Source organism: Prescottella equi, assembly GCF_020171745.1.
Lineage (GTDB): Bacteria > Actinomycetota > Actinomycetes > Mycobacteriales > Mycobacteriaceae > Prescottella > Prescottella equi_A.
Genome location: NZ_JAIVAH010000009.1, coordinates 183,920 through 202,189, shown reverse-complemented (window position 1 = coordinate 202,189; position 18,270 = coordinate 183,920). Strand labels below are relative to the sequence as shown.

At 69.8% G+C, this 18,270-nt stretch carries 19 protein-coding genes; 11 read left to right on the top strand and 8 right to left on the bottom strand.

Features of this window, described 5'->3' with window-relative positions:
• Window positions 1–52: 52 nt before the first annotated feature.
• Window positions 53–1,015 (bottom strand): helix-turn-helix domain-containing protein, encoded by a 963-nt coding sequence (locus LCL87_RS25810; protein ID WP_225018327.1) that lies wholly within the window; start codon window positions 1,013–1,015, stop codon window positions 53–55.
• 229 nt (window positions 1,016–1,244) lie between these two features.
• On the opposite strand from LCL87_RS25810, the gene LCL87_RS07685 reads away from it, so the two are divergent.
• A complete protein-coding gene (locus tag LCL87_RS07685) occupies window positions 1,245–2,753 on the top strand; it encodes a helix-turn-helix transcriptional regulator (protein WP_225018326.1) in 1,509 nt (502 codons plus the stop codon).
• Here LCL87_RS07685 and LCL87_RS07680 read toward each other — a convergent pair.
• A complete protein-coding gene (locus LCL87_RS07680) occupies window positions 2,750–3,184 on the bottom strand; it encodes an Lrp/AsnC family transcriptional regulator (RefSeq protein ID WP_225018325.1) in 435 nt (144 codons plus the stop codon). The two genes, LCL87_RS07685 and LCL87_RS07680, sit on opposite strands and share 4 nt — an antisense overlap.
• A gap of 79 nt (window positions 3,185–3,263) precedes the next feature.
• Here LCL87_RS07680 and LCL87_RS07675 point away from each other — a divergent pair, with 79 nt between their 5' ends.
• The 3 genes from LCL87_RS07675 to scpC all read left to right on the top strand — a co-directional run bounded on the left by LCL87_RS07675 (window position 3,264) and on the right by scpC (window position 6,046).
• A complete protein-coding gene (locus LCL87_RS07675; protein ID WP_225018324.1) occupies window positions 3,264–4,001 on the top strand; it encodes an AzlC family ABC transporter permease in 738 nt (245 codons plus the stop codon).
• A complete protein-coding gene (locus tag LCL87_RS07670; RefSeq protein WP_225018323.1) occupies window positions 3,994–4,320 on the top strand; it encodes an AzlD domain-containing protein in 327 nt (108 codons plus the stop codon). The genes LCL87_RS07675 and LCL87_RS07670 overlap by 8 nt, the downstream gene beginning before the upstream one ends.
• A gap of 220 nt (window positions 4,321–4,540) precedes the next feature.
• Complete coding sequence (scpC, locus tag LCL87_RS07665) at window positions 4,541–6,046, top strand: succinyl-CoA:acetate CoA-transferase ScpC (RefSeq protein WP_225018337.1); 1,506 nt, start codon at window positions 4,541–4,543, stop codon at window positions 6,044–6,046.
• Window positions 6,047–6,071: 25 nt separating this feature from the next.
• Here scpC and LCL87_RS07660 read toward each other — a convergent pair whose 3' ends face one another.
• Complete coding sequence (locus tag LCL87_RS07660) at window positions 6,072–6,641, bottom strand: TetR/AcrR family transcriptional regulator (protein WP_225018322.1); 570 nt, start codon at window positions 6,639–6,641, stop codon at window positions 6,072–6,074.
• Window positions 6,642–6,714: 73 nt separating this feature from the next.
• On the opposite strand from LCL87_RS07660, the gene LCL87_RS07655 reads away from it, so the two are divergent.
• Window positions 6,715–7,284, top strand: coding sequence for a dihydrofolate reductase family protein (locus tag LCL87_RS07655; RefSeq protein WP_225018320.1), 570 nt, complete (start codon window positions 6,715–6,717; stop codon window positions 7,282–7,284).
• On the opposite strand, the gene LCL87_RS07650 is transcribed toward LCL87_RS07655, so the two are convergent.
• The 5 genes from LCL87_RS07650 to LCL87_RS07630 form a co-directional block, all read right to left on the bottom strand.
• A complete protein-coding gene (locus LCL87_RS07650) occupies window positions 7,259–7,927 on the bottom strand; it encodes an ATP-binding cassette domain-containing protein (RefSeq protein ID WP_225018318.1) in 669 nt (222 codons plus the stop codon). The two genes, LCL87_RS07655 and LCL87_RS07650, sit on opposite strands and share 26 nt — an antisense overlap.
• Window positions 7,924–8,850, bottom strand: a complete 927-nt coding sequence (locus LCL87_RS07645; protein ID WP_225018316.1) for an ABC transporter ATP-binding protein — start codon at window positions 8,848–8,850, stop codon at window positions 7,924–7,926. Before LCL87_RS07645 ends, LCL87_RS07650 begins: the two co-directional genes overlap by 4 nt.
• Window positions 8,847–9,683, bottom strand: coding sequence for an ABC transporter permease (locus LCL87_RS07640; RefSeq protein ID WP_225018314.1), 837 nt, complete (start codon window positions 9,681–9,683; stop codon window positions 8,847–8,849). The genes LCL87_RS07645 and LCL87_RS07640 overlap by 4 nt, the downstream gene beginning before the upstream one ends.
• On the bottom strand, window positions 9,676–10,629 hold the full coding sequence (locus LCL87_RS07635; RefSeq protein WP_225018335.1) for an ABC transporter permease: 954 nt from the start codon (window positions 10,627–10,629) through the stop codon (window positions 9,676–9,678). The genes LCL87_RS07640 and LCL87_RS07635 overlap by 8 nt, the downstream gene beginning before the upstream one ends.
• Before the next feature lie 77 nt (window positions 10,630–10,706).
• Window positions 10,707–12,311 (bottom strand): ABC transporter substrate-binding protein, encoded by a 1,605-nt coding sequence (locus LCL87_RS07630; RefSeq protein WP_225018312.1) that lies wholly within the window; start codon window positions 12,309–12,311, stop codon window positions 10,707–10,709.
• Between the two features lie 347 nt (window positions 12,312–12,658).
• On the opposite strand from LCL87_RS07630, the gene LCL87_RS07625 reads away from it, so the two are divergent.
• The 6 genes from LCL87_RS07625 to LCL87_RS07600 all read left to right on the top strand — a co-directional run bounded on the left by LCL87_RS07625 (window position 12,659) and on the right by LCL87_RS07600 (window position 18,256).
• The gene (locus LCL87_RS07625) at window positions 12,659–12,964 is read left to right on the top strand and encodes an urease subunit gamma (protein WP_225018310.1); all 306 of its coding nucleotides are present in this window, start codon (window positions 12,659–12,661) and stop codon (window positions 12,962–12,964) included.
• A 3-nt stretch (window positions 12,965–12,967) separates the two neighbouring features.
• Window positions 12,968–13,720 carry a sirohydrochlorin chelatase gene (locus LCL87_RS07620; RefSeq protein ID WP_225018308.1) on the top strand — a complete coding sequence of 251 codons (753 nt, stop codon included), beginning with the start codon at window positions 12,968–12,970 and terminating at the stop codon, window positions 13,718–13,720.
• A gap of 118 nt (window positions 13,721–13,838) precedes the next feature.
• Window positions 13,839–16,007, top strand: a complete 2,169-nt coding sequence (gene ureC, locus LCL87_RS07615; protein ID WP_225018306.1) for an urease subunit alpha — start codon at window positions 13,839–13,841, stop codon at window positions 16,005–16,007.
• A 7-nt stretch (window positions 16,008–16,014) separates the two neighbouring features.
• Complete coding sequence (locus LCL87_RS07610; protein ID WP_225018304.1) at window positions 16,015–16,704, top strand: urease accessory UreF family protein; 690 nt, start codon at window positions 16,015–16,017, stop codon at window positions 16,702–16,704.
• A 20-nt stretch (window positions 16,705–16,724) separates the two neighbouring features.
• Complete coding sequence (gene ureG, locus LCL87_RS07605; protein WP_225018302.1) at window positions 16,725–17,339, top strand: urease accessory protein UreG; 615 nt, start codon at window positions 16,725–16,727, stop codon at window positions 17,337–17,339.
• Window positions 17,336–18,256: an urease accessory protein UreD gene (locus LCL87_RS07600; RefSeq protein WP_225018299.1), complete on the top strand. Its 921-nt coding sequence runs from the start codon at window positions 17,336–17,338 to the stop codon at window positions 18,254–18,256. Before ureG ends, LCL87_RS07600 begins: the two co-directional genes overlap by 4 nt.
• Window positions 18,257–18,270: the final 14 nt, after the last annotated feature.

Sequence of the window (18,270 nt, the reverse complement as noted above, 5' to 3'; positions counted from 1 at the left end):
CAACCCCCAGTTGCGATCCGGCCCCATTCGCTCTGCGGGCGTGCGCTTCGCGTCAGCGAAGCGCCGTATCACCGACGGCGGACTCGGCGCTCGACCACATGGTTCGCAGTTGAGTGGGACTGACGTTGTGCTTGTCCCTGATTCCCATCCTCAGATAGGCGAGTGACGGGGCCCCGCAGAGTCGGGCGATCTCGGCCAGTGTCAGGTGGCCGTGCCGGGTTCCCTGCAAGAGGCTCTCCGCGTATTCGATTCGCCTGCTGCGGATCTCCGTCGAGATCGATGCGGATCGAGATTCGAAGGCGCGATGCAGTGTTCGCAGTGACACCCCGAGGCGCTTGGCCACTGCCGGCGCGTTGAGATCCGTGTCGCGGAACTCGGCGGCGATGATGCGCAGGGCGTCGTGGTGGATCGACGACGAGGCGTCTGTAGCGGCTGCCACCTGACGACTGGCGTCGTGGGTCGTCGTCCCGAACAACTTCAGCAGGGCGGACTCTGCCGCCCGGATCGAGTCGCAACTGAACTCCATCGACGGCACCGACAGCCACTCGCACAGCGATTCGAGCATCCACAGCGATGGTTCGGGCAGGCGCCATCCGCCCAGGAACCGTCGCGCGCCTGTCGACAGGTTGTGTTCGGCGAGCGTTGTCCGGGGTGCTTCGATCGTCACCAGCCCGGCCTGTTCCGTGACATCGATTGCGTCCCAGGGACGTCCGGAAGCGAAGTAGCCCTGTCCTCGGCCCAGTCGGGTGACCCGAGCGCCCGTGGTGACCGTTGCGGCGCCGGTGACCACGACGCAGGCGCTGACCTGTCCGGGCCTGTGGTGTTCGATTCCCGCCTGGCGCTGCGGCGACAGGGTCATCCGGGTGACGGTGGCGGTGGCGAGCGCGGCCGTCACGCCGCGTGCGAGGAACTGGTCCGGGCGTCGGACGTCGACGCGAACGCGACGACGAAAGCCTGCGAGGCCCTCCGGTCCCTCGAACGTCCATTCGGAGACGGTTCGTCTGCCTGCGTGCACCACTTGGATCCCTTCCGCAGCCGATCCCGACATCGGCTACGTCGCGAAGGTAACGACCGTTCTGTATAAGCTCGGGTCTTGAAAAGTGTGATTTCTGGGGTGAGAAGGTGTGTGAGTGTTTCCCGGTTCGTCATCCCGCGGTGTAACAGCTCGGAACGGGACGAGCGGTGAGCCCGCTCTCATCGGTGAACTCCTCACTGCCGCCTTGGAAAAGGAGAACTGGCCGCACGTGGTGAGTCTGGTGCGCCGGCACTGGGCGGTGGCTGTATCCGATCATTGGCATCTGATGCTCCGGGTCTTCCGGGAGCTTCCCCCCGACGTCCTCGCGGGTGATCTCGCGCTGAAGGTCGGCGCGGTGGCGTTCACCGCACTCGGCGCCGAGCTCGTGAGTTTCCCGGACCCGCTTCCGGTCGATCCGGACGCCCTCGCGGAGATCGGTCGGTCGGATGCGGCTTTCGACCGCCTGGCGGTCGGCACCACGCAGGCGATGATCCTCCGAGTCGGGGGACGATTCGCCGAGGCGAGCGAATTGTGCGTCAGGCTGCAGGATTTGGGTTCGGTCGCGGTCGCCGCGCAAGCCGAGACGGTCGGTTCAGCGATGGCGATCCTGCACCTGCAGTGGGCCGTGACGCATTTGCTGGCGGGATCGATGGCCTTGGCCGACGACAACTTTCGTCGTGCGTGTCGTCGGGCGGAGTTCGTCGGAATCGACTTCGTTGCGCGCAACGCCGCCGGCGCGCGGGCGCTCGGCTATGCGCTGGCCGGCGACGTTCTCAAGGCCACCGAGTGGATCGAGCGAGAGTCGCGGTACGGTGAGGCGCCGGCATGGATCGCGCCGCGAGTGCGGGTGGCCGGCCTGGTCGCGGCGGCGCTGACCGCAGTCGAACGGGCAGATGCCGACGGGGCGCGGCTCGCCCTCGACGAGCTGGGGGAGATCCAGGACACCGAGGAACTGTGGGCGTTCGTGACGTACGCGCACTGCCAATTGGCACTCCTGTCCGGAAATCCCGTGGCCGGTCTGGACCGGATCGAGCGCGAGACGTCGATCCGTGCCCGCTGGTTCACGGGGGATTCGGTCGCCCGAGGCCTGCTCGGCGCGGTTGTGATCGACCTGCATTGCGCGGCGGGCAACACCGACCCCGCACGCGTCGTGCCGCCGGTCGGCGACGGACTGCTCGAAAAGCTGGCCCGTGCCCGGCTGCTGCAACTCGCGGGGGAGTCCGCGGACGCGCTCGCCGCGGCGACGCGATTGACGGCGGGGCCCGGCACGTCCCCGCGGGTTCTGCTCGAGGCCCTGTTGATCACGGTCACGGCGGCGGTCGAACTGGGGCGCTACGACGTCGCCGAGAGCGCGCTGCAGCGCGCTCTGTCGCTCGCGGAGATGTCGGGGGCCGTGCGTCCCTTCCTGACGCTCCTGCCCGCTGCCCGCGACTGGGTCGTGGCGGGCGGGCATCGGGTGCGTCTGGCCGCGTTGGGCGTCGACCTGTGCACCGCACCGACGGTGTTCCGGGCCTCGATCCGGACCGTTCACCTCACCGACCGGGAGCTCGAAGTCCTGCACGAGCTGGCGAGCCGACGCCGGGTCGCGGACATCGCCGCTCGGATGTTCGTCTCGCTCAACACTCTCAAGTCGCACATGCGCAGCCTGTACCGCAAGCTCGGCGTCAACTCCCGCGACGACGCGTTGGAGACGGCGGCGTCGCTCGGACTGCTCTGGTCTGCCGAGGAGAAGGTCTAGCCCTTGAGTTTCTTCATCGTCAGGTGCGATTCGATCTTGGAGATCGCGGGCTGTTCCATCAGCTTGGTCCGCAGGAACACCTCGAAGGCGTTGAGATCGGCGACCGCGACGCGGATGAAGTAGTCGGGCAGTCCGATCATCCGGCGGAACTCGACCACCTCGTCGAACGCGCCGACCTGCGACTCGAACGCCTCGACGGTCTTGCGGTCCTGCGAGACGATCTCGGCGTTGACGATCACCTCGCAGCCGCGTCCGACGGCGTCCGGGTCCACGACGGCCTGGTATCCGGCGATGACGCCGTCGGCCTCGAGGCGTCGGACCCGGCGCAGGCACGGCGACGGGGTGAGGCCGACGCGCTCGGCCAGCTCGGCGTTCGTGAGGCGTCCGTTGACGCGCAGCTCGCGCAATATTGCGCGATCCAGATCATCCACAGCAGAATATTGCGCCAGGTGGTCTCCGGAGGCAATATCTGGCAATCAACTGCTGCGCGACGAGCACTATTATTGCTGCGTGACCAGCGCGTTTGCCGATCAGGGCCTCGACGTCTCGGCCGGCGACGCCCGCCGGTCGGACCTTCGGGCCGCCGCCCGTGACACCGTCTCCGTCGGCTTCGGGCTGTTCCCGCTGGGTCTGGCGTTCGGCCTGCTGCTGGTGCAGTCCGGCTTCCACTGGTGGTGGGCGCCGATCTTCTCGCTGACCATCTACGCGGGTTCGCTCGAGTTCCTCGCGATCGGCCTCGTGCTCGCCGTGACACCGCTCGCGTCGATCGCGATGACGACGCTGCTCGTCAATTTCCGGCACGTCTTCTACGCGCTGTCCTTTCCCCTGCATCGCGTCCGCGGAAAGGGGGCGCGTCTGTACAGCATGTACGCGCTCACCGACGAGGCGTACGCCGTGGCCGCGACGAAGGATCCGGAGTCGCTGAGCGGTCGCCGGGTGATCCTCATCCAGGTGTTCTGCCAGCTGTACTGGGTGCTGGGCGGCGTGGCCGGCGCCCTCGTCGGCAGTGCCCTGCCGATGCAGCTCGACGGACTGGACTTCGCGCTCACCGCGCTGTTCGTGGTGCTGGCGGTGGACGCGTTCCGGGTCCGGCGGGACGTCCCGACCCCGATCCTGGCGCTGCTGAGTGCGCTGATCGCGCTCGTCGTCGCACGCGATCAGATGCTGGTGGTCGCGATGAGCCTGTTCGTCGTCGCGCTGCTCGCCCGATTCGTGTGGCAGCGCCGCCGGGGGTCCGTCGATGCCTGACGTCTCCTACCTGCTCGCCGCCCTGGCCGTGATCATGGGTGTGACGTTCGCGCTGCGGGCGGTGCCGTTCGCGGTGATCGCCCCGCTGCGCTCGTCGGCGCTCGTCCACTATCTCGGCGCGCACATGCCGGTGGGCATCATGCTGATCCTCGCGGTCTACACCCTGCGGAACGTGTCGATGGCACCCGCGTCGCTGGTGCCGGCCGGGGTGGCGCTCACCGTGACGGTCGGTCTGCACCTGTGGCGATCGCACGCGTTGCTCAGCATCGTCGGTGGCACCGCCGCTTACATGGTTCTTGCAAACTGGGTGTTCAGTTGAACTGGAGAATGCTGTTCGTCGCGGCAACCGGCGCGCTCGTCGCACGAAATGGCCGGATCACCGACCCCGAACACGCGACCAGGGGTGAAAATCCCATGTCAGGAGCATTTCGGGTACTCGAGGCCGGCAATTCACCGGCGTGTCGAGAGTTAGCCTTGTCACTGTGACGCACGTGGATGAATCCGGATCGCAGCCGACCCCGACTTCGGGCTCGACGCGGATCCGTAGCTCGGTTTTCCGGAACAAGGTGACCTCCGCCGCGGCGGCCGTCGAGTTCATCCACCCGCACGACACCGTCGCGATCAGCGGCTTCGCGAGCGCCGGCACGCCGAAGGCGATCATCCCGGCCCTCGCCGATCGCATCCACGCCGTCCGCGGTGCCGGGTCGAACTTCACCATCAACCTCCTGACGGGCGCGTCGGTGTCCGCGGGCACCGAACGCCTCCTCGCCGAGGTCGACGGCATCTCGCTGCGCATGCCGTACCAGTCGGAGCCGACCGCGCGCCGGAGCATCAACAAGGGCCGCATGGACTATGTCGACATCCACTTGTCGCACGTCGCGCAGCAGGTCTGGGAGGGCTACTACGGCAACGTCGACGTGGCCGTCGTCGAGGTCGCCGGTGTCACCGAGGCCGGTGAGCTGATCCCGTCGGCGTCGATCGGCAACAACAAGACCTGGCTGGACGTCGCCGACAAGGTGATCCTCGAGGTCAACTCGTGGGTCCCGGAGGCGATGACCGGCATCCACGACGTCTACTACGGCACCGCTCTGCCGCCGTACCGCAAGCCCATCCAGATCACCTCGGTCGAGGACCGCATCGGCCAGACCACCCTGAAGGTGGATCCGAACAAGGTGGTCGCGGTCGTGGAGACCAACGCGCGAGACAGCGCCAGCCCCCTCACCCCGCCCGACGACGTCAGCCAGGCCATCGCCGCACATGTGCTCGACTTCTTCGAGTACGAGGTCTCGAAGGGGCGCCTGCCCGCCGACGGTCTGCTGCCGCTGCAGTCGGGCATCGGCAACGTCGCGAACGCCGTGCTGCAGGGCCTCGACGCCGGACCGCACAAGGGACTCACCTGCTTCTCCGAGGTGATCCAGGACGGCATGCTGCACCTCATCAAGCACGGCACCGTGCGGTACGCGTCGGCGACGTCGCTGGCGCTGTCCGAGGCCGGCATCGACGAGTTGGTGTCGAACATCGACTTCTACCGCAAGCACATCGTGTTGCGGCCGCAGGAGATCAGTAACCATCCGGAGGTCGTCCGGCGCCTCGGCATCATCGCGATGAACGGCATGCTCGAGGCCGATATCTACGGCAACGTGAACTCGACGCACGTGATGGGCACCCGGATCATGAACGGGATCGGCGGGTCCGGTGACTTCGCCCGCAACGGCTACCTGTCGATGTTCCTGAGCCCGTCGACCGCCAAGGGCGGCGCGATCTCGTCGATCGTGCCGATGGTCCCGCACGTCGACCACACCGAGCACGACGTCCAGGTCCTCGTCACCGAGCAGGGACTCGCCGACCTGCGTGGCCTGTCGCCGCGCAAGCGCTCCCGCGTGGTGATCGACAAGTGCGCCCACCCGGACTACCGGGCGATGCTGCTCGACTACGTCGATCGGGCCGAGCACTCCCCGTTGTCCGGGCACACCCCGCATCTGCTCGGCGAGGCGCTCTCGTTCCACGAGCGCTTCGAGCAGACCGGGACGATGCGCCGGAACTGACTGCCCGGCAGTCGGTTACCGGCGACTACGACGGGAGTAGGCCGGCGACGAGCGCGTCGACGATCTCGTCCGTCGAGGTGCCGGGCATCAGTGGCGTCGTCAGCCGGTCCAGGATCAGTCCGTCGACGGCGTAGTGGAAGAGCGCGATCTCGTGCGCGCTGCCAGGTAGTCCCGCAGAGGTGTTGAAGGCCACGTCTGCCTCGAAACCCGTTCGGCCCCAGTCGGACATCATCGCCGCGACGTTCGGGTTGCGGGCGCTCTCGAGGCGCAGTTCGAACAGTGCGAGGGTCACGTCGCGGTTCTCGGTGAGCCGCCGGACGATGTCGCGGACGTAGTCGGCGAACAACTCTCTGCTCGGCTCTCGGGTGGACAGCGCGGCGAGCACGTTCGGATCGGGCGTCAGCCGTTCGCCGATCCGTTCCACCAGTCCGGCGACCAGGGCATCGCGGCTGCGGAAGTAGTTCGACGTCGTCCCCAGCGGCACGTCGGCCGCGCGGTCGACCGCGCGGTGGGTGAGCCCCCGGGCGCCCTGGTTGGCGAGCACGGCCAGGCCTGCGTCGGCGAGCACCTGCCGCCGCTCGTCGTTGCGAACCATGTCGACATGCTAGCCGAACCACTACATGTGTTGTACATTTCCATCCACAACAGTTGTAGTGATTGGAGTGGGAATGCGTGAACTCGTGTACTACGTCGCCGCCAGTCTCGACGGCTACATCGCCGGTCCCGAGGGGCAGTTCGACGCCTTCGACCTCGAAGGCGACCACATGGCCGACCTCGCGCGCTTCCCCGACGCGCTGCCCACCGACGGCGCCGCGTACCTGGGTATCGCGCAGTCGTGCACCGGGTTCGACACCGTGCTCATGGGGTGGAACACCTATGCGGTGGGCCTGCCCGCCGGCCTGACGAGCCCGTACCGGCACCTGCGCCAGATCGTGTTCTCGCGCAACAACACCGCCGACGCCGAGAGTCTCGTCGTGACGGACGCCGATCCGGTGGCAGCCGTGCGGGAGCTCAAGCGGCAACCCGGAGCGGACATCTGGCTGTGCGGCGGCGGAACGCTGGCATCGTTGCTCGTCGACGAGATCGACCGGCTCGTCGTCAAGCGGCATCCGCTGCTGTTCGGTGCCGGCGTTCCGCTGTTCGCGCCTGGCGCCTACCGCCCCGCGGCGTTCGACGTGGTCGACACCCGCACGTTCCGGTCCGGGGTAGCGGTCACGGAGTACGCGCGCCGGGGCTGACGGGCAGTTCGACGACCTCGTCGGCCCACGCGTCCAGCAGGGCGTGGTCGTGGCTGACGGCGAGCACGCCCAGTCCGGCGTTCGTCTCCTCGCGCAGCACCGCGACGAGGGCCGCGGTGGTCGCCGGATCGAGCATCGAGGTCATCTCGTCGCAGATCAGGTAGCGCGGACGCTGCACCAGAGCCCTTGCCAGGCAGGCACGTTGCAGCTGTCCGTCGCTCACCTGGTGTGGGCGTCGGATCAGCAGGTCCGCCGTGAGGCCCACCCGCGCGGCCGCGGCGCGCACGACGTCCGCGCGTTCGGTCCGCGGCACCCGGGCGAGCACCAGGGGTTCCGCGACGATCCGTTCGAGCGTCAGCCGTGGCGATGTCGACTGTCGCGGGGACTGGAACAGCATCGCGACGGCGCGCCGGATTTCGGGTGGCGCGTCGGCGCGGCGGGACACCGCGACGCCGTCCACGCTCACCCGGCCCGACCAGGGACGGTGCAGCAGCGCGCACACCCGGGCCAGGGTCGTCTTCCCGGCGCCCGACGGCCCGGTGAGCCCGAGCGTCCGCCCGCGCGGGATCTCGATCCCCGTGCCGTCGAGCACGGGGGAGTCCGGCCGGTGGCCTGCCCGGACGTTCTCGGCGACGAGGCTCACGCTCCACCTCCGACGCGAGCGCGGACCACGCGCGCCCCGGTGCGGACGAGGTGCGTCGGTCCGCCCGAGAACGCGGTGTCGGGGCGGCGCAGGTGGTAGACGCAGTCGTCGGGCAGGTTGGTCAGTTCGGGTGGTGTGCCCGGCATGGGGCGCAGTCCGTTGCGGGGCAGGGCGGCCATCAGGTCCTTGGTGTAGTCGTGCCACGGGTCGTCGAGAACAGCTGCAGCCGGACCGGATTCGAGGATCCGTCCGGCGTACATCACCGACACCGTGTCGGCATGTCGCCGGGCGGCGGTGATGTCGTGCGTGATGAGCAGGACGGCCGCGCCCGCGGCCGCGCAGCCGTCCAGCAGCGTCAGGATCCGTTCGGTGAGGTCGGGATCGAGACTCGACGTCGGCTCGTCCGCGACGATCACCTCCGGGTCGCCGGCGAGCGCGAACGCGATCGCGGCCCGCTGTGCCATCCCGCCGGACAGTTCGTGCGGGTACAGGTCCCGGCACTCCGGCGCGAGCCCGACCCGGTCGAGGAGTTCGGCTGCACTGTGCCGGCTTTCGAGATGCCGGAGGGTTTCGACGAGCTGGGTGCCCACGGTCCGGACCGGCGTCAGGTACGTGGCCGCGGACTGCGGGACGAGGGCGATCCGGCGTCCGCGGACGGTGCGGAGGAGCCGTTCCGGGGCACCCACGATCTCGACCTCGTCGCCGCCGGCCGTCAGTCGGATCGACCCGGACCCGCGTGCGTTCGACGGCAGCAGGCCACTGATCGCGGACGCGACGATCGACTTGCCGCAGCCGGATTCGCCGACGAGGGCGTGCATGCGTCCGGACTCGAGCGTCAGGCCGACATCGGTGGCGGCGTGCACGGTGCCGGCGCGGACCGGGATCCGGACGGTGAGCGCGTCGACGGTGAGCGTGGCGGTCATCGCGGGGTCCTTTCCAGGATCGGTGGGCTGATCCGATCGCGCAGCGTGGCACCGATGCCGGCGACGGCCAGGGTCGCGGCGATCAGCAGCAGCGACGGGAACACCAGGGTCCACCATCCTCCGAGCAGGAGCGTCGAACGTGCTTCCTGCAGAAGCGTTCCCAGCGACGGCTGATGTGGCGGCAGGCCGAGGCCGAGGAACGACAGCGTGGTTTCGTGCCAGATGGCGTGCGGCAGCAGCAGCACGACGGCGATGAGCGCCTGCCCGGCCGCGGCCGGCGCCAGGTGGTGCCGCATCACGTGCCACCGGCCGGCGCCGGCCAGGTGCGCGGCGTCGACGTACTCGCGTCCGCGCACCCCGAGGACCTCGGAACGGGCGATGCGGGCCACCTGCGTCCAGTGGGTCAGGGCGATCGACGCGATGATCGCGGGGATGTTGCCGCGGAACAGTGCGACGATGACGATGCCCAGCAGCAGATGGGGGAGCGCGTTGATGCCGTCGACCGCCCGCATCACGATCCGGTCGGTCCATCCACCGAAAGTCGCTGCGGTGACGCCGATCCCGGTGCCCAGGACGGTGGACACGACGGCGCACACCGCGGCGATGAGCAGCGACACCCGCAGTCCGGCGGCCACCCGGACGAACAGGTCGCGTCCGGCGTTGTCGGTGCCGAACCAGTGTTCGGCGCTCGGGGCCAGCCGGGCGTCGGCGAAGTTCGTGAGCCGGTCGTCGACGCCCGCGAGCCACGGCACCAGCAGCGCGTACGCGACGATCGCGGTCAACACGACCGCCGACACGAGCAGCCGTCGGTCGAGGCGCGCGAACCTACCCATCGGCACTCACCCGCGGATCCAGCAGGGTCAGCGTGACATCGGCGAGCAGCGAGCCGATCAGCACGATCAGGGTCGTGCCGACGGTGAGGGCCGCGAGCAACGGGAAGTCGAGTTCACGGGCGGACGTGACCACGGCCCCGGCGATACCGGGCCACGAGAACACCTCCTCGACGATCGCCGCGCCGACGATGATCTCCGGTAGGCGCAGGCCGATCACGGTCACGAACGGCCCCAGCGCGACCGGGACGACGTGCCGGAGCAGGATCGTCCGCTCCGGGATGCCACGGGCCCGGGCTCCGCGCACGGCGTCCGACCCGATCGCGTCGCGCACCGACTGCCGCACCGACATCGCCAGCCACGGCACCTGCGACACCGCCAGCACGGTCACCGGCAGTACGAGGTGCTCGGCCACCTGCCCGAACGTCGGGTCGGCACCGGCGTCGGTGAGCCCCGCGACCGGCAGCCACCCGAGCGAGAGCGCGAAGATCGCCACGGCGCCGAGGGACAGCACGAACGGCGGCGTGGCCTGCACGACGGACGCGAGCGGCGCCACCACCCGGTCCAGCAGGCCGCCCGGCCGCGCACCGGACCACACCCCGAGCACGAACGACACGACCACCGCCAGGCCCATACCCAGGCACGTGAGCAACAGCGTCCACGGCAGTCGTTCGCCGATCACCGCCGCCACCGGCTGACCGAAGCTGCGGGAGACCCCGAGATCGCCGGAGAACAGCCCGCTCACCCAGTGCCCGTACGTCGCCCACCACGGGTCGTGCAGACCCAGTTCGTCGGCGAGGCGCGCGCGGTCGGCGTCGCTCGTGGTCATGTAGCGGTCGCCGAGGTAGCCGGCGAGGGGATCGAACGGCGAGCGCGACGCCAGCGCGAACAGTGCCGCCGACACCACGATCAGCAGCGGCACCGCGAAGGCCGCCCGGCGCAGCGCCATTCGGGCCACCTCGCGGCGCCGGGTACGGAGGCTGCGCCGTGTGGCGGCCGCAGCCTCCGGTGGGGCGGACGTCGTCGTCACGGACGGGTCCACTCCCGCAGGTTCCACCACGGGCCCCAGTTGACGCCGTGACTGTGCGGCTCGAGGATCGGCGCCCGGCCGGTCCAGTCGCTGCTGCGCACCACGTACGTGTGATCGAGGAACACCAGCATCACGTAGCCGGGATCGGCGACGTAGGCGTTCTGCACCGCGCGGTACTCGGCGGCGCGGGTCGCGGGGTCGATGCTGCGGCGGGCGTCGTCGAGGGCGCGGTCGATCTGCGGGTTCACGTAGTCGGACGCATTGTCGTAGCCGCTGCCGACGCCGGGCTGCGCGTACGACGAGTGCAGCGTCGAGTACAGCTGGGTGTCCGGGTCGTACGGTAGGTCGCCGCCGCCGAGCAGCCCGGCCTTGCCGGTGAGCTGGTCGGGGAAGACGCCGCGGTCCACGGCCTCGACGTTCACCCGCACCCCGATCTTCGACGCGTCCGAGGCGAACGCCTGCGACAGGTCCCGACGCAGCGTGTCCTGCGGGAAGTACATGACGGTGAACTCGGCGCGGACGCCGTCCCTGCCGCGGACCCCGTCGGGACCCGGCACCCAGCCGGCGTCGCCGAGGACCTGCTCCGCGCGGGCCGGGTCGAACGGGAAGCCGGCGCCCGCCTCGTAGGCGTCGCCGTACACCTCGGGCACCGGGGTCGACGCGGCCCGGCCGTGGCCGCCCAGGATGTTCGTCACCATCGCGTCCCGGTCCACGGCCAGGTTGAGCGCCATGCGCATGGCGGGGTCGGCGGTGGCCGGGTTGTCGGCGGGCAGCGTGACTCCCCGCCAGTCCGCGGACGTGTTGGCGACCACCTCGTACCCGTCGCGGTCGGCGAACGTGTTCGCCAGGAGCGGTGGGATGTTGGCGCCGTCGAGTTCTCCCGCCGCCATCCGCTGCGCGCGGGCGTTGTCGTCCGGCACGTAGACCACGGTGAGCTTCTTCACCTGCGGCGCGCCGTCCCAGTAGTCGTCGTTGGCCTCGTACACCGCCTGGTCGGCGCGCAGCGACACCAGCTTGTACGGCCCCGTGCCCACCGGTTCGCTGTTGAGCGGGGACTGCTCGGCCGGTCCGCCGGTGAGTCGTTCGGACGGCGCGATCCCGAGCAGGAGTTTGGTGGGCCACGGCGCGTACGGGTACGCGAGCCGGAACTCGACGGTGTCCGGGCCGGTGGCCTGCACCGACTCGAGCATGTCGTACGACGTGGCCAGCGGCGACGCCGACGCGGGGTCGAGGATGGCGCGGTAGGTCGCGACGACGTCCTCGGGCCCGAACGTGGTGCCGTCGGTGAAGCGGACGCCCTCGCGGACCGTGACGGTCCACACCTTCGCATCGGCGTCGGGGACCGGCATCTCCGCCGCGAGCGCGGGCTCGAGCGCCGGGATGCCGGTGTCCTGGCCGCCGGTGATCCGGACCAGGCCGTCGTAGACCTTGGCCTCACCCGCCTCGCCGAAGCCGGCGACGGGGTTGTAGTTGCCCAGTTCGTAGCCGTCGGCGAGGACGAGTGCGGTGCCGTCGCTGCTCTGCGACGCCGCCGGTGCGGTGCATCCGACCAGGACAATCGGTACGAGCGAGAAAAGGGAAAGAGCTGGAACGAGTTTCATGATCCTCCCGAGGGTGGATGTGGAGAAGGGGGAACGAGGCCGATATATGTGCGGCTGTTCAGATGAGAAGGTAGCAGTGCCGCGCAAGTCGGATCGCCGAATTCGACTCGGTACGGACACATTCCGAATGCAAGGTGGTGTCGGGCACCCCCTCTCAACAGGGCATTCCCGCGGGGACGGGCCGAGCTTGATAGCTCGGCCCGAATCTGTAAGATGTTGGGCACCGCCAGATTCCAGGAACCGAAGCTGCTGCACGCGCTCGCGACCGATCGTCTCGCTCGCTCCTCCTGGTTCGCGGTACCCACCAACGAGACATCCCCTCGGGGATGGGAACGGACCGTGCCGCCATGAACCTCAGTCCCCGCGAAATGGACAAGCTCTACATCCATGTCGTGGCCGACCTCGCACGGCGTCGTCGAGACCGAGGGCTGAAGCTCAATCACGGTGAGGCGGTCGCGCTCATCAGCGAGGCCGTCGTCGAGGGCGCCCGGGACGGCCGGACCGTCGCGGAGTGCATGGAGGCCGGTCGGCAGGTACTGACCAGCAACGACGTGATGCCCGGTGTGCGCGACATGACGCAACTCGTCCAGGTGGAGGCCACCTTCGTCGACGGCACCAAACTGGTGTCGTGCCACGACCCGATCGGCGGGTGAGCCGTGGCCGCCGTGAACACCATCCTCGTGTGTGGGCACGAGTGTCCCGACGCCGGCTACCTGCGCTCCGTCGATCCCGACTGGACCGTCGTCGCAGGTGGGCGCGCCCTGACCGAGGCGATCGACACCGCCCGGACAGGGTCCACCGACCCGGTGTGTGTCGTGCCGATGACACTCGGGCGCGACCCGGGTCTGGTCGCGGATGCGGCCCGCGGACTGAGTTGGGCGCGCAGGGAATCGAATTCGGTCCCGCTGGTGCTGGCGTCCCCGTTGGGGACGGCGGATCACCTGATCGGGTGGCTGCGCGGCCGCGCCGCGACGTCGCCGTCCGACGCGTTCCTGGTCGCCGCACCGGCGGGCAGCCCGTTCGAGGACGCCGAGCTGTTCCGAATCGCGCGGCTGGTGCGACAATTCGGATCTTCCTCCCTGGTGGAGGTGGCTCTGCTGGGCGGTGATCCCGGCCTGGACGACGGCATCGACCGGTGCCGTCGATTGGGGGCCCGCGAGGTGACCGTCCTCCCGGCCTGGCTGGGTGCGGGACCCCCTCTGCCGTTCGGGACCGGGTACGGCGGGCCCCTGCTCGGCGACGCCGCACTGCGTGGCGTCGTCGCCGCCCGGGTGGCCGACGCCCTGCACGACCTGGCGCACGGGCACGACGGGATCGCCGACGGACTGGACGCCGAGCACGGTCACGGCTTCGCCCACAGCCACGGCCCGGGCGGAAGTCACGGCCACGGCCACGGCCACGGGCATTAGGCGCGAGACACCAGGCGCCACCGAACACCACCCACCGACTCCCGGGAATCCGGGAGTCGGCTTCTTCGTTCGTTTTTCGCAGCGGCGGGACCGACCCGCAGGAAGGACACGACACCTCATGACGGAGGGAGCGAAGTACCTGTACGCCGACGAGCCGGTGCCCCTCAACGCCGGCCGACGGCGGGTCGTGGTCACCGTGTCGAACGTCGGCGACCGCGCGGTGCAGGTGGGCTCGCACTACCACTTCTTCGAGGTCAACCGGGCGCTGCGGTTCGACCGCGCGGTCGCGTACGGGATGCACCTGGACATCGCCTCCGGTACGGCGGTCCGCTTCGAACCGGGCGACACCCGCACCGTGCTGCTGTGCGCGTTCGGTGGCACCCGGGAACTTGCCGGATTCGCCGGACTGGTGGACGGCGGCGGCGACAGTGTGGCGGCGCTCGACGACCCGGACGTCCGCGATGGGGCGTTCCGGCGAGCCGTCGAGCGTGGATTCCTCACCGCCGCCGACGATTCGGACAGTAGGGCTGCGGACGGACCGCAACCCGATCCGACCGTTCTGCCGCGCCGCACGTACGTGGATCTGTTCGGGCCGTCGGTCGGTGACCGGTTCACACTCGCCGACACGAATCTGGTCGTCGAGGTCGAACGCGATTGCAACGCCGGTGCGTTCGGTGACGAGGCGGTGTACGGCGGCGGCAAGGCGATCCGGGACGGCATGGCGCAGGACCCCGCCGCGACGGCCGCGTCCGGCGCCCTCGACCTGGTGATCACCAACGTCGTCGTGCTCGACGGGGTGCTCGGGGTGGTCAAGGGTGACCTCGGGGTGCGGGGTGGCCGCATCGTGGGGATCGGCAAGGCCGGTAACCCGCGCACGCAGGACGGGGTGGACCCGGGCCTGGTGATCGGCCCGGGCACCGAGGTGATCTCGGGCGAGCATCTCCTCGCGACCGCCGGCGCCGTGGACACCCACGTCCACTTCCTGGCCCCTCAGCAGGTGGAGGAGGCGCTCAGCAACGGCGTGACCACGATGATCGGCGGCGGCACCGGCCCGGCCGACGGCAGCAAGGGCACCACGTGCACGCCGGGCCCGTGGCACATCGGCCGGATGCTGCAGGCCGTCGAGGAACTGCCGGTGAACGTCGGGTTGCTCGGGAAGGCGACGTCGCTGCCGGAGGCGATGGCCGAACAGATCGCGGCGGGACTGTGCGGGATCAAGATCCACGAGGACTGGGGCGCCACGCCCGCGACGATCGACGCGGCACTGCGCGTCGCCGACGACATGGGCGTCCAGGTCGCGATCCACGCCGACACCCTCAACGAGTCGGGCTTCTACGAGGACACGCTCGCCGCGATCGGCGGCCGGACCATCCACACCTTCCACACCGAGGGCGCGGGCGGCGGGCACGCCCCGGACATCCTGCGCGTCGCCGGCGAGCCGAACGTGCTTCCGGCGTCGACCAATCCGACGCTGCCGTACACGGTGAACTCGGTCGACGAACTGCTCGACATGGTGATGGTGTGCCACCACCTGCGGCACGACATCCCCGAGGACGTCTCGTTCGCGGATTCCCGGGTGCGGGCGGAGACGATCGCGGCCGAGACGGTGCTGCACGACGACGGCGTCATCTCGATCTTCTCGTCCGACTCGCAGGCGATGGGCCGGGTGGGGGAGACGTGGACGCGCGCGATCCAGACCGCGCATCACTGCAAGGACCAGCGTGGACCGCTGCCGGAGGACACCGCGGCGGACGGGACGTCGCGCAACGACAACAACCGGATCCTGCGGTACGTCGCGAAGACCACCATCAATCCGGCGCTCGCGGCGGGTGTCGCCGACCACGTCGGCTCGCTCGAGCCCGGCAAGCTGGCCGACATCGTGCTGTGGCCGGTCCATTCGTTCGGCGCCAAGCCGAGTCTCGTCCTCAAGGGCGGGCTGATCTGCTGGTCGCTCATGGGGGACCCCAACGGGTCGATCTCGACGCCGCAGCCGGTGCGGTACCGCCCGATGTACGGCGCACTGGGTGCCGCGATGAAGGCGACCCGTCTGACGTTCGTGTCGCAGGCCGCGCTGGACGCCGGTGTGCCCGAGCAGTTGGGGCTGCAGAGCCCGGTCGTGGCAGTCCGCGGTTGCCGCACGGTCGGCAAGAAGGACATGGTCCGCAACACCGCGACGCCGCACATCACCGTCGACCCCGACACCTACCATGTCCGCGCCGACGGCGAGACGGTGACGATCGCACCGGCGCAACGGCTTCCGCTCACCCAGCTGTTCTACGTGGTGTGAGGCCGGCATGACGGACGTGGCAGCACTGCTGGTGACGCTGCAGCTCACCGACTCGGCGTTCCCGGCCGGGTTCTACACGCTCTCGCACGGGCTCGAGGGGTACGCGCAGGCAGGATCGGTGACCCCGGAGACGCTTCCGGACGTGCTGGTCGATCTGCTGCGGCACTCGGTCGGTCCCGCCGACGCGACGGCACTGGCGCTCGCGCACAACGCCGTTCGAGACGGCAACCGCGAGTTGCTGCATCGGGTGGACCGGCGCCTGCACGCCACCAAGCTCAACCGGGAGCTGCGGCGCGCGTGCACCCGGACCGGGCACCAGATGCTCTCGGTCGCGCGCCAGACGTTCGGCCGCGACGACATCGAGCGGTTCGCCGAGGACGTGGCGGCCAAGCGCTCCCCGGGCACCCAGCCGGTGGTCACCGGGGTGGTCGCGGCATCGTGCGGGGTGGACGTCGCGCAGGCCGTGGCCGGTGACCTCTTCGCGTTCTCGGCGAGTCTCGTCGGTGCCGCGCTACGCCTGCGGCTCACCGATCACATTCGAGCACAACGGATCCTCGCCGACGCCGCCCCGGTGATCGGGGAGGTCACGGCAGCGGCGCTGCGCCGCAACCTGAACGACCTCGGCGGGTGCACGCCCGTCGCCGACGTGATGTCGGCCGGACACGAGCGGGCCGACGCCCGCCTGTTCGTCAGCTGACATCAGAGGAAGGAGATGGCATGACCGACGTTCTCAGGGTCGGGATCGGTGGCCCGGTGGGTTCGGGCAAGACCGCGCTGATCGAGGCGCTGGTTCCGGTGCTGACCGCACGGGGGTACCGGCCGGCGGTGATCACCAACGACATCTACACGCAGGAGGACGCCGAGCACGTTCGGCGCACGCTCGACGGGATCCTCGATCCTGCTCGCGTCGTCGGCGTGGAGACCGGCGCGTGCCCGCACACCGCGGTCCGGGACGACCCGACCATGAACCTGGCAGCGGGAGCCGAACTACTGGAACAGTTTCCGGATGTCGACACGCTGCTCTACGAGTCTGGTGGCGACAACCTGACCCTGACGTTCAGTCCGGTGCTGGTCGATCTGTTCCTGTTCGTGCTCGACACCGCCGAGGGCGAGAAGATGCCGCGCAAGCGGGGCCCGGGCATCACCGAGTCGGATCTGTTGGTGATCAACAAGATCGACATCGCGCAGTACGTCCGCGCCGACGTCGCCGTCATGGAGTCCGACGCGTACCGGGTCCGCGGCGGGCGTCCGGTGCAGTTGACCAACTGCCTCACCGGGCAGGGCCTCGATGCGATCGCGGACTTCCTCGACACCTTCCGGAGACAACCGTGACCGGGGCCGAGAACGGCGCCGGCGTCCCGGCGATCGTGGCGGGCTACGCGGGGACACCGGAGACGCTGCCCGCCGGAAGTCCCGGCAAGGACGGCGTTCTGGAACTGGGCTTCGTCCATGTCGGCGGCCGGACCGAACTGTCGCAGCATCGACAGCGGCCGCCGCTGCAGATCATGCGACCGCTGTACGTCGATCCCGAGCGACCCGACCTGCCGGTGGTGTACCTGATGTCGACCGGCGGCGGTCTGGTCCAGGGCGACCGGATGAGGCTCGACATCGACTGCGGCCCCGACACCTCGGTGCACCTGACGACGCAGGCCTCGACGAAGGTGCAACGGATGGACACCGACTACGCGACGCAGACCGTGACGTTGCGGGCGGGTCCCGGCGCGTTCGTCGAATACCTGCCCGAGCCGCTGATCCCGTTCGGCGGTGCGCGACTGCACCAGCGCACCACGGCGACCGTGGACCCGTCGGCCACCGTGATCCTCGGGGAGACGGTGCTCGCGGGACGTCTGGCACGCGACGAGAAGCACGAGTACGACGTTTTCGCGTCGGATCTCGAGGTCGTCCGTCCCGACGGCACCCTGCTCGCGGTCGACACCATCCGATTGCAGCCGGCGGACGGCGGCGTGACCGGGCCGGCGGTGTTCGGCGACCATGACGTCATGGGCACGCTGTACGTGATCAGCCCGCTGGCTACCGGGATCGCGCTCGCCGACGTGTTGCACGGTGCGACCGAGGGCGCGGCGGAGGGGGTCCGGGCCGGCGTGAGCGTCCTGCCGGAGGAGTGCGGTGCGTGGCTCCGGGTGCTCGGCGCGGAGACCGAGGCCGTCGCCGCGGTGGTCCACCGGGCCTGGAACGCGGCCCGCCGCCTGCTGATCGGTGTCCCGGCGCCGCACATTCGCCGAACCTGACGGCTCGGCGCCCG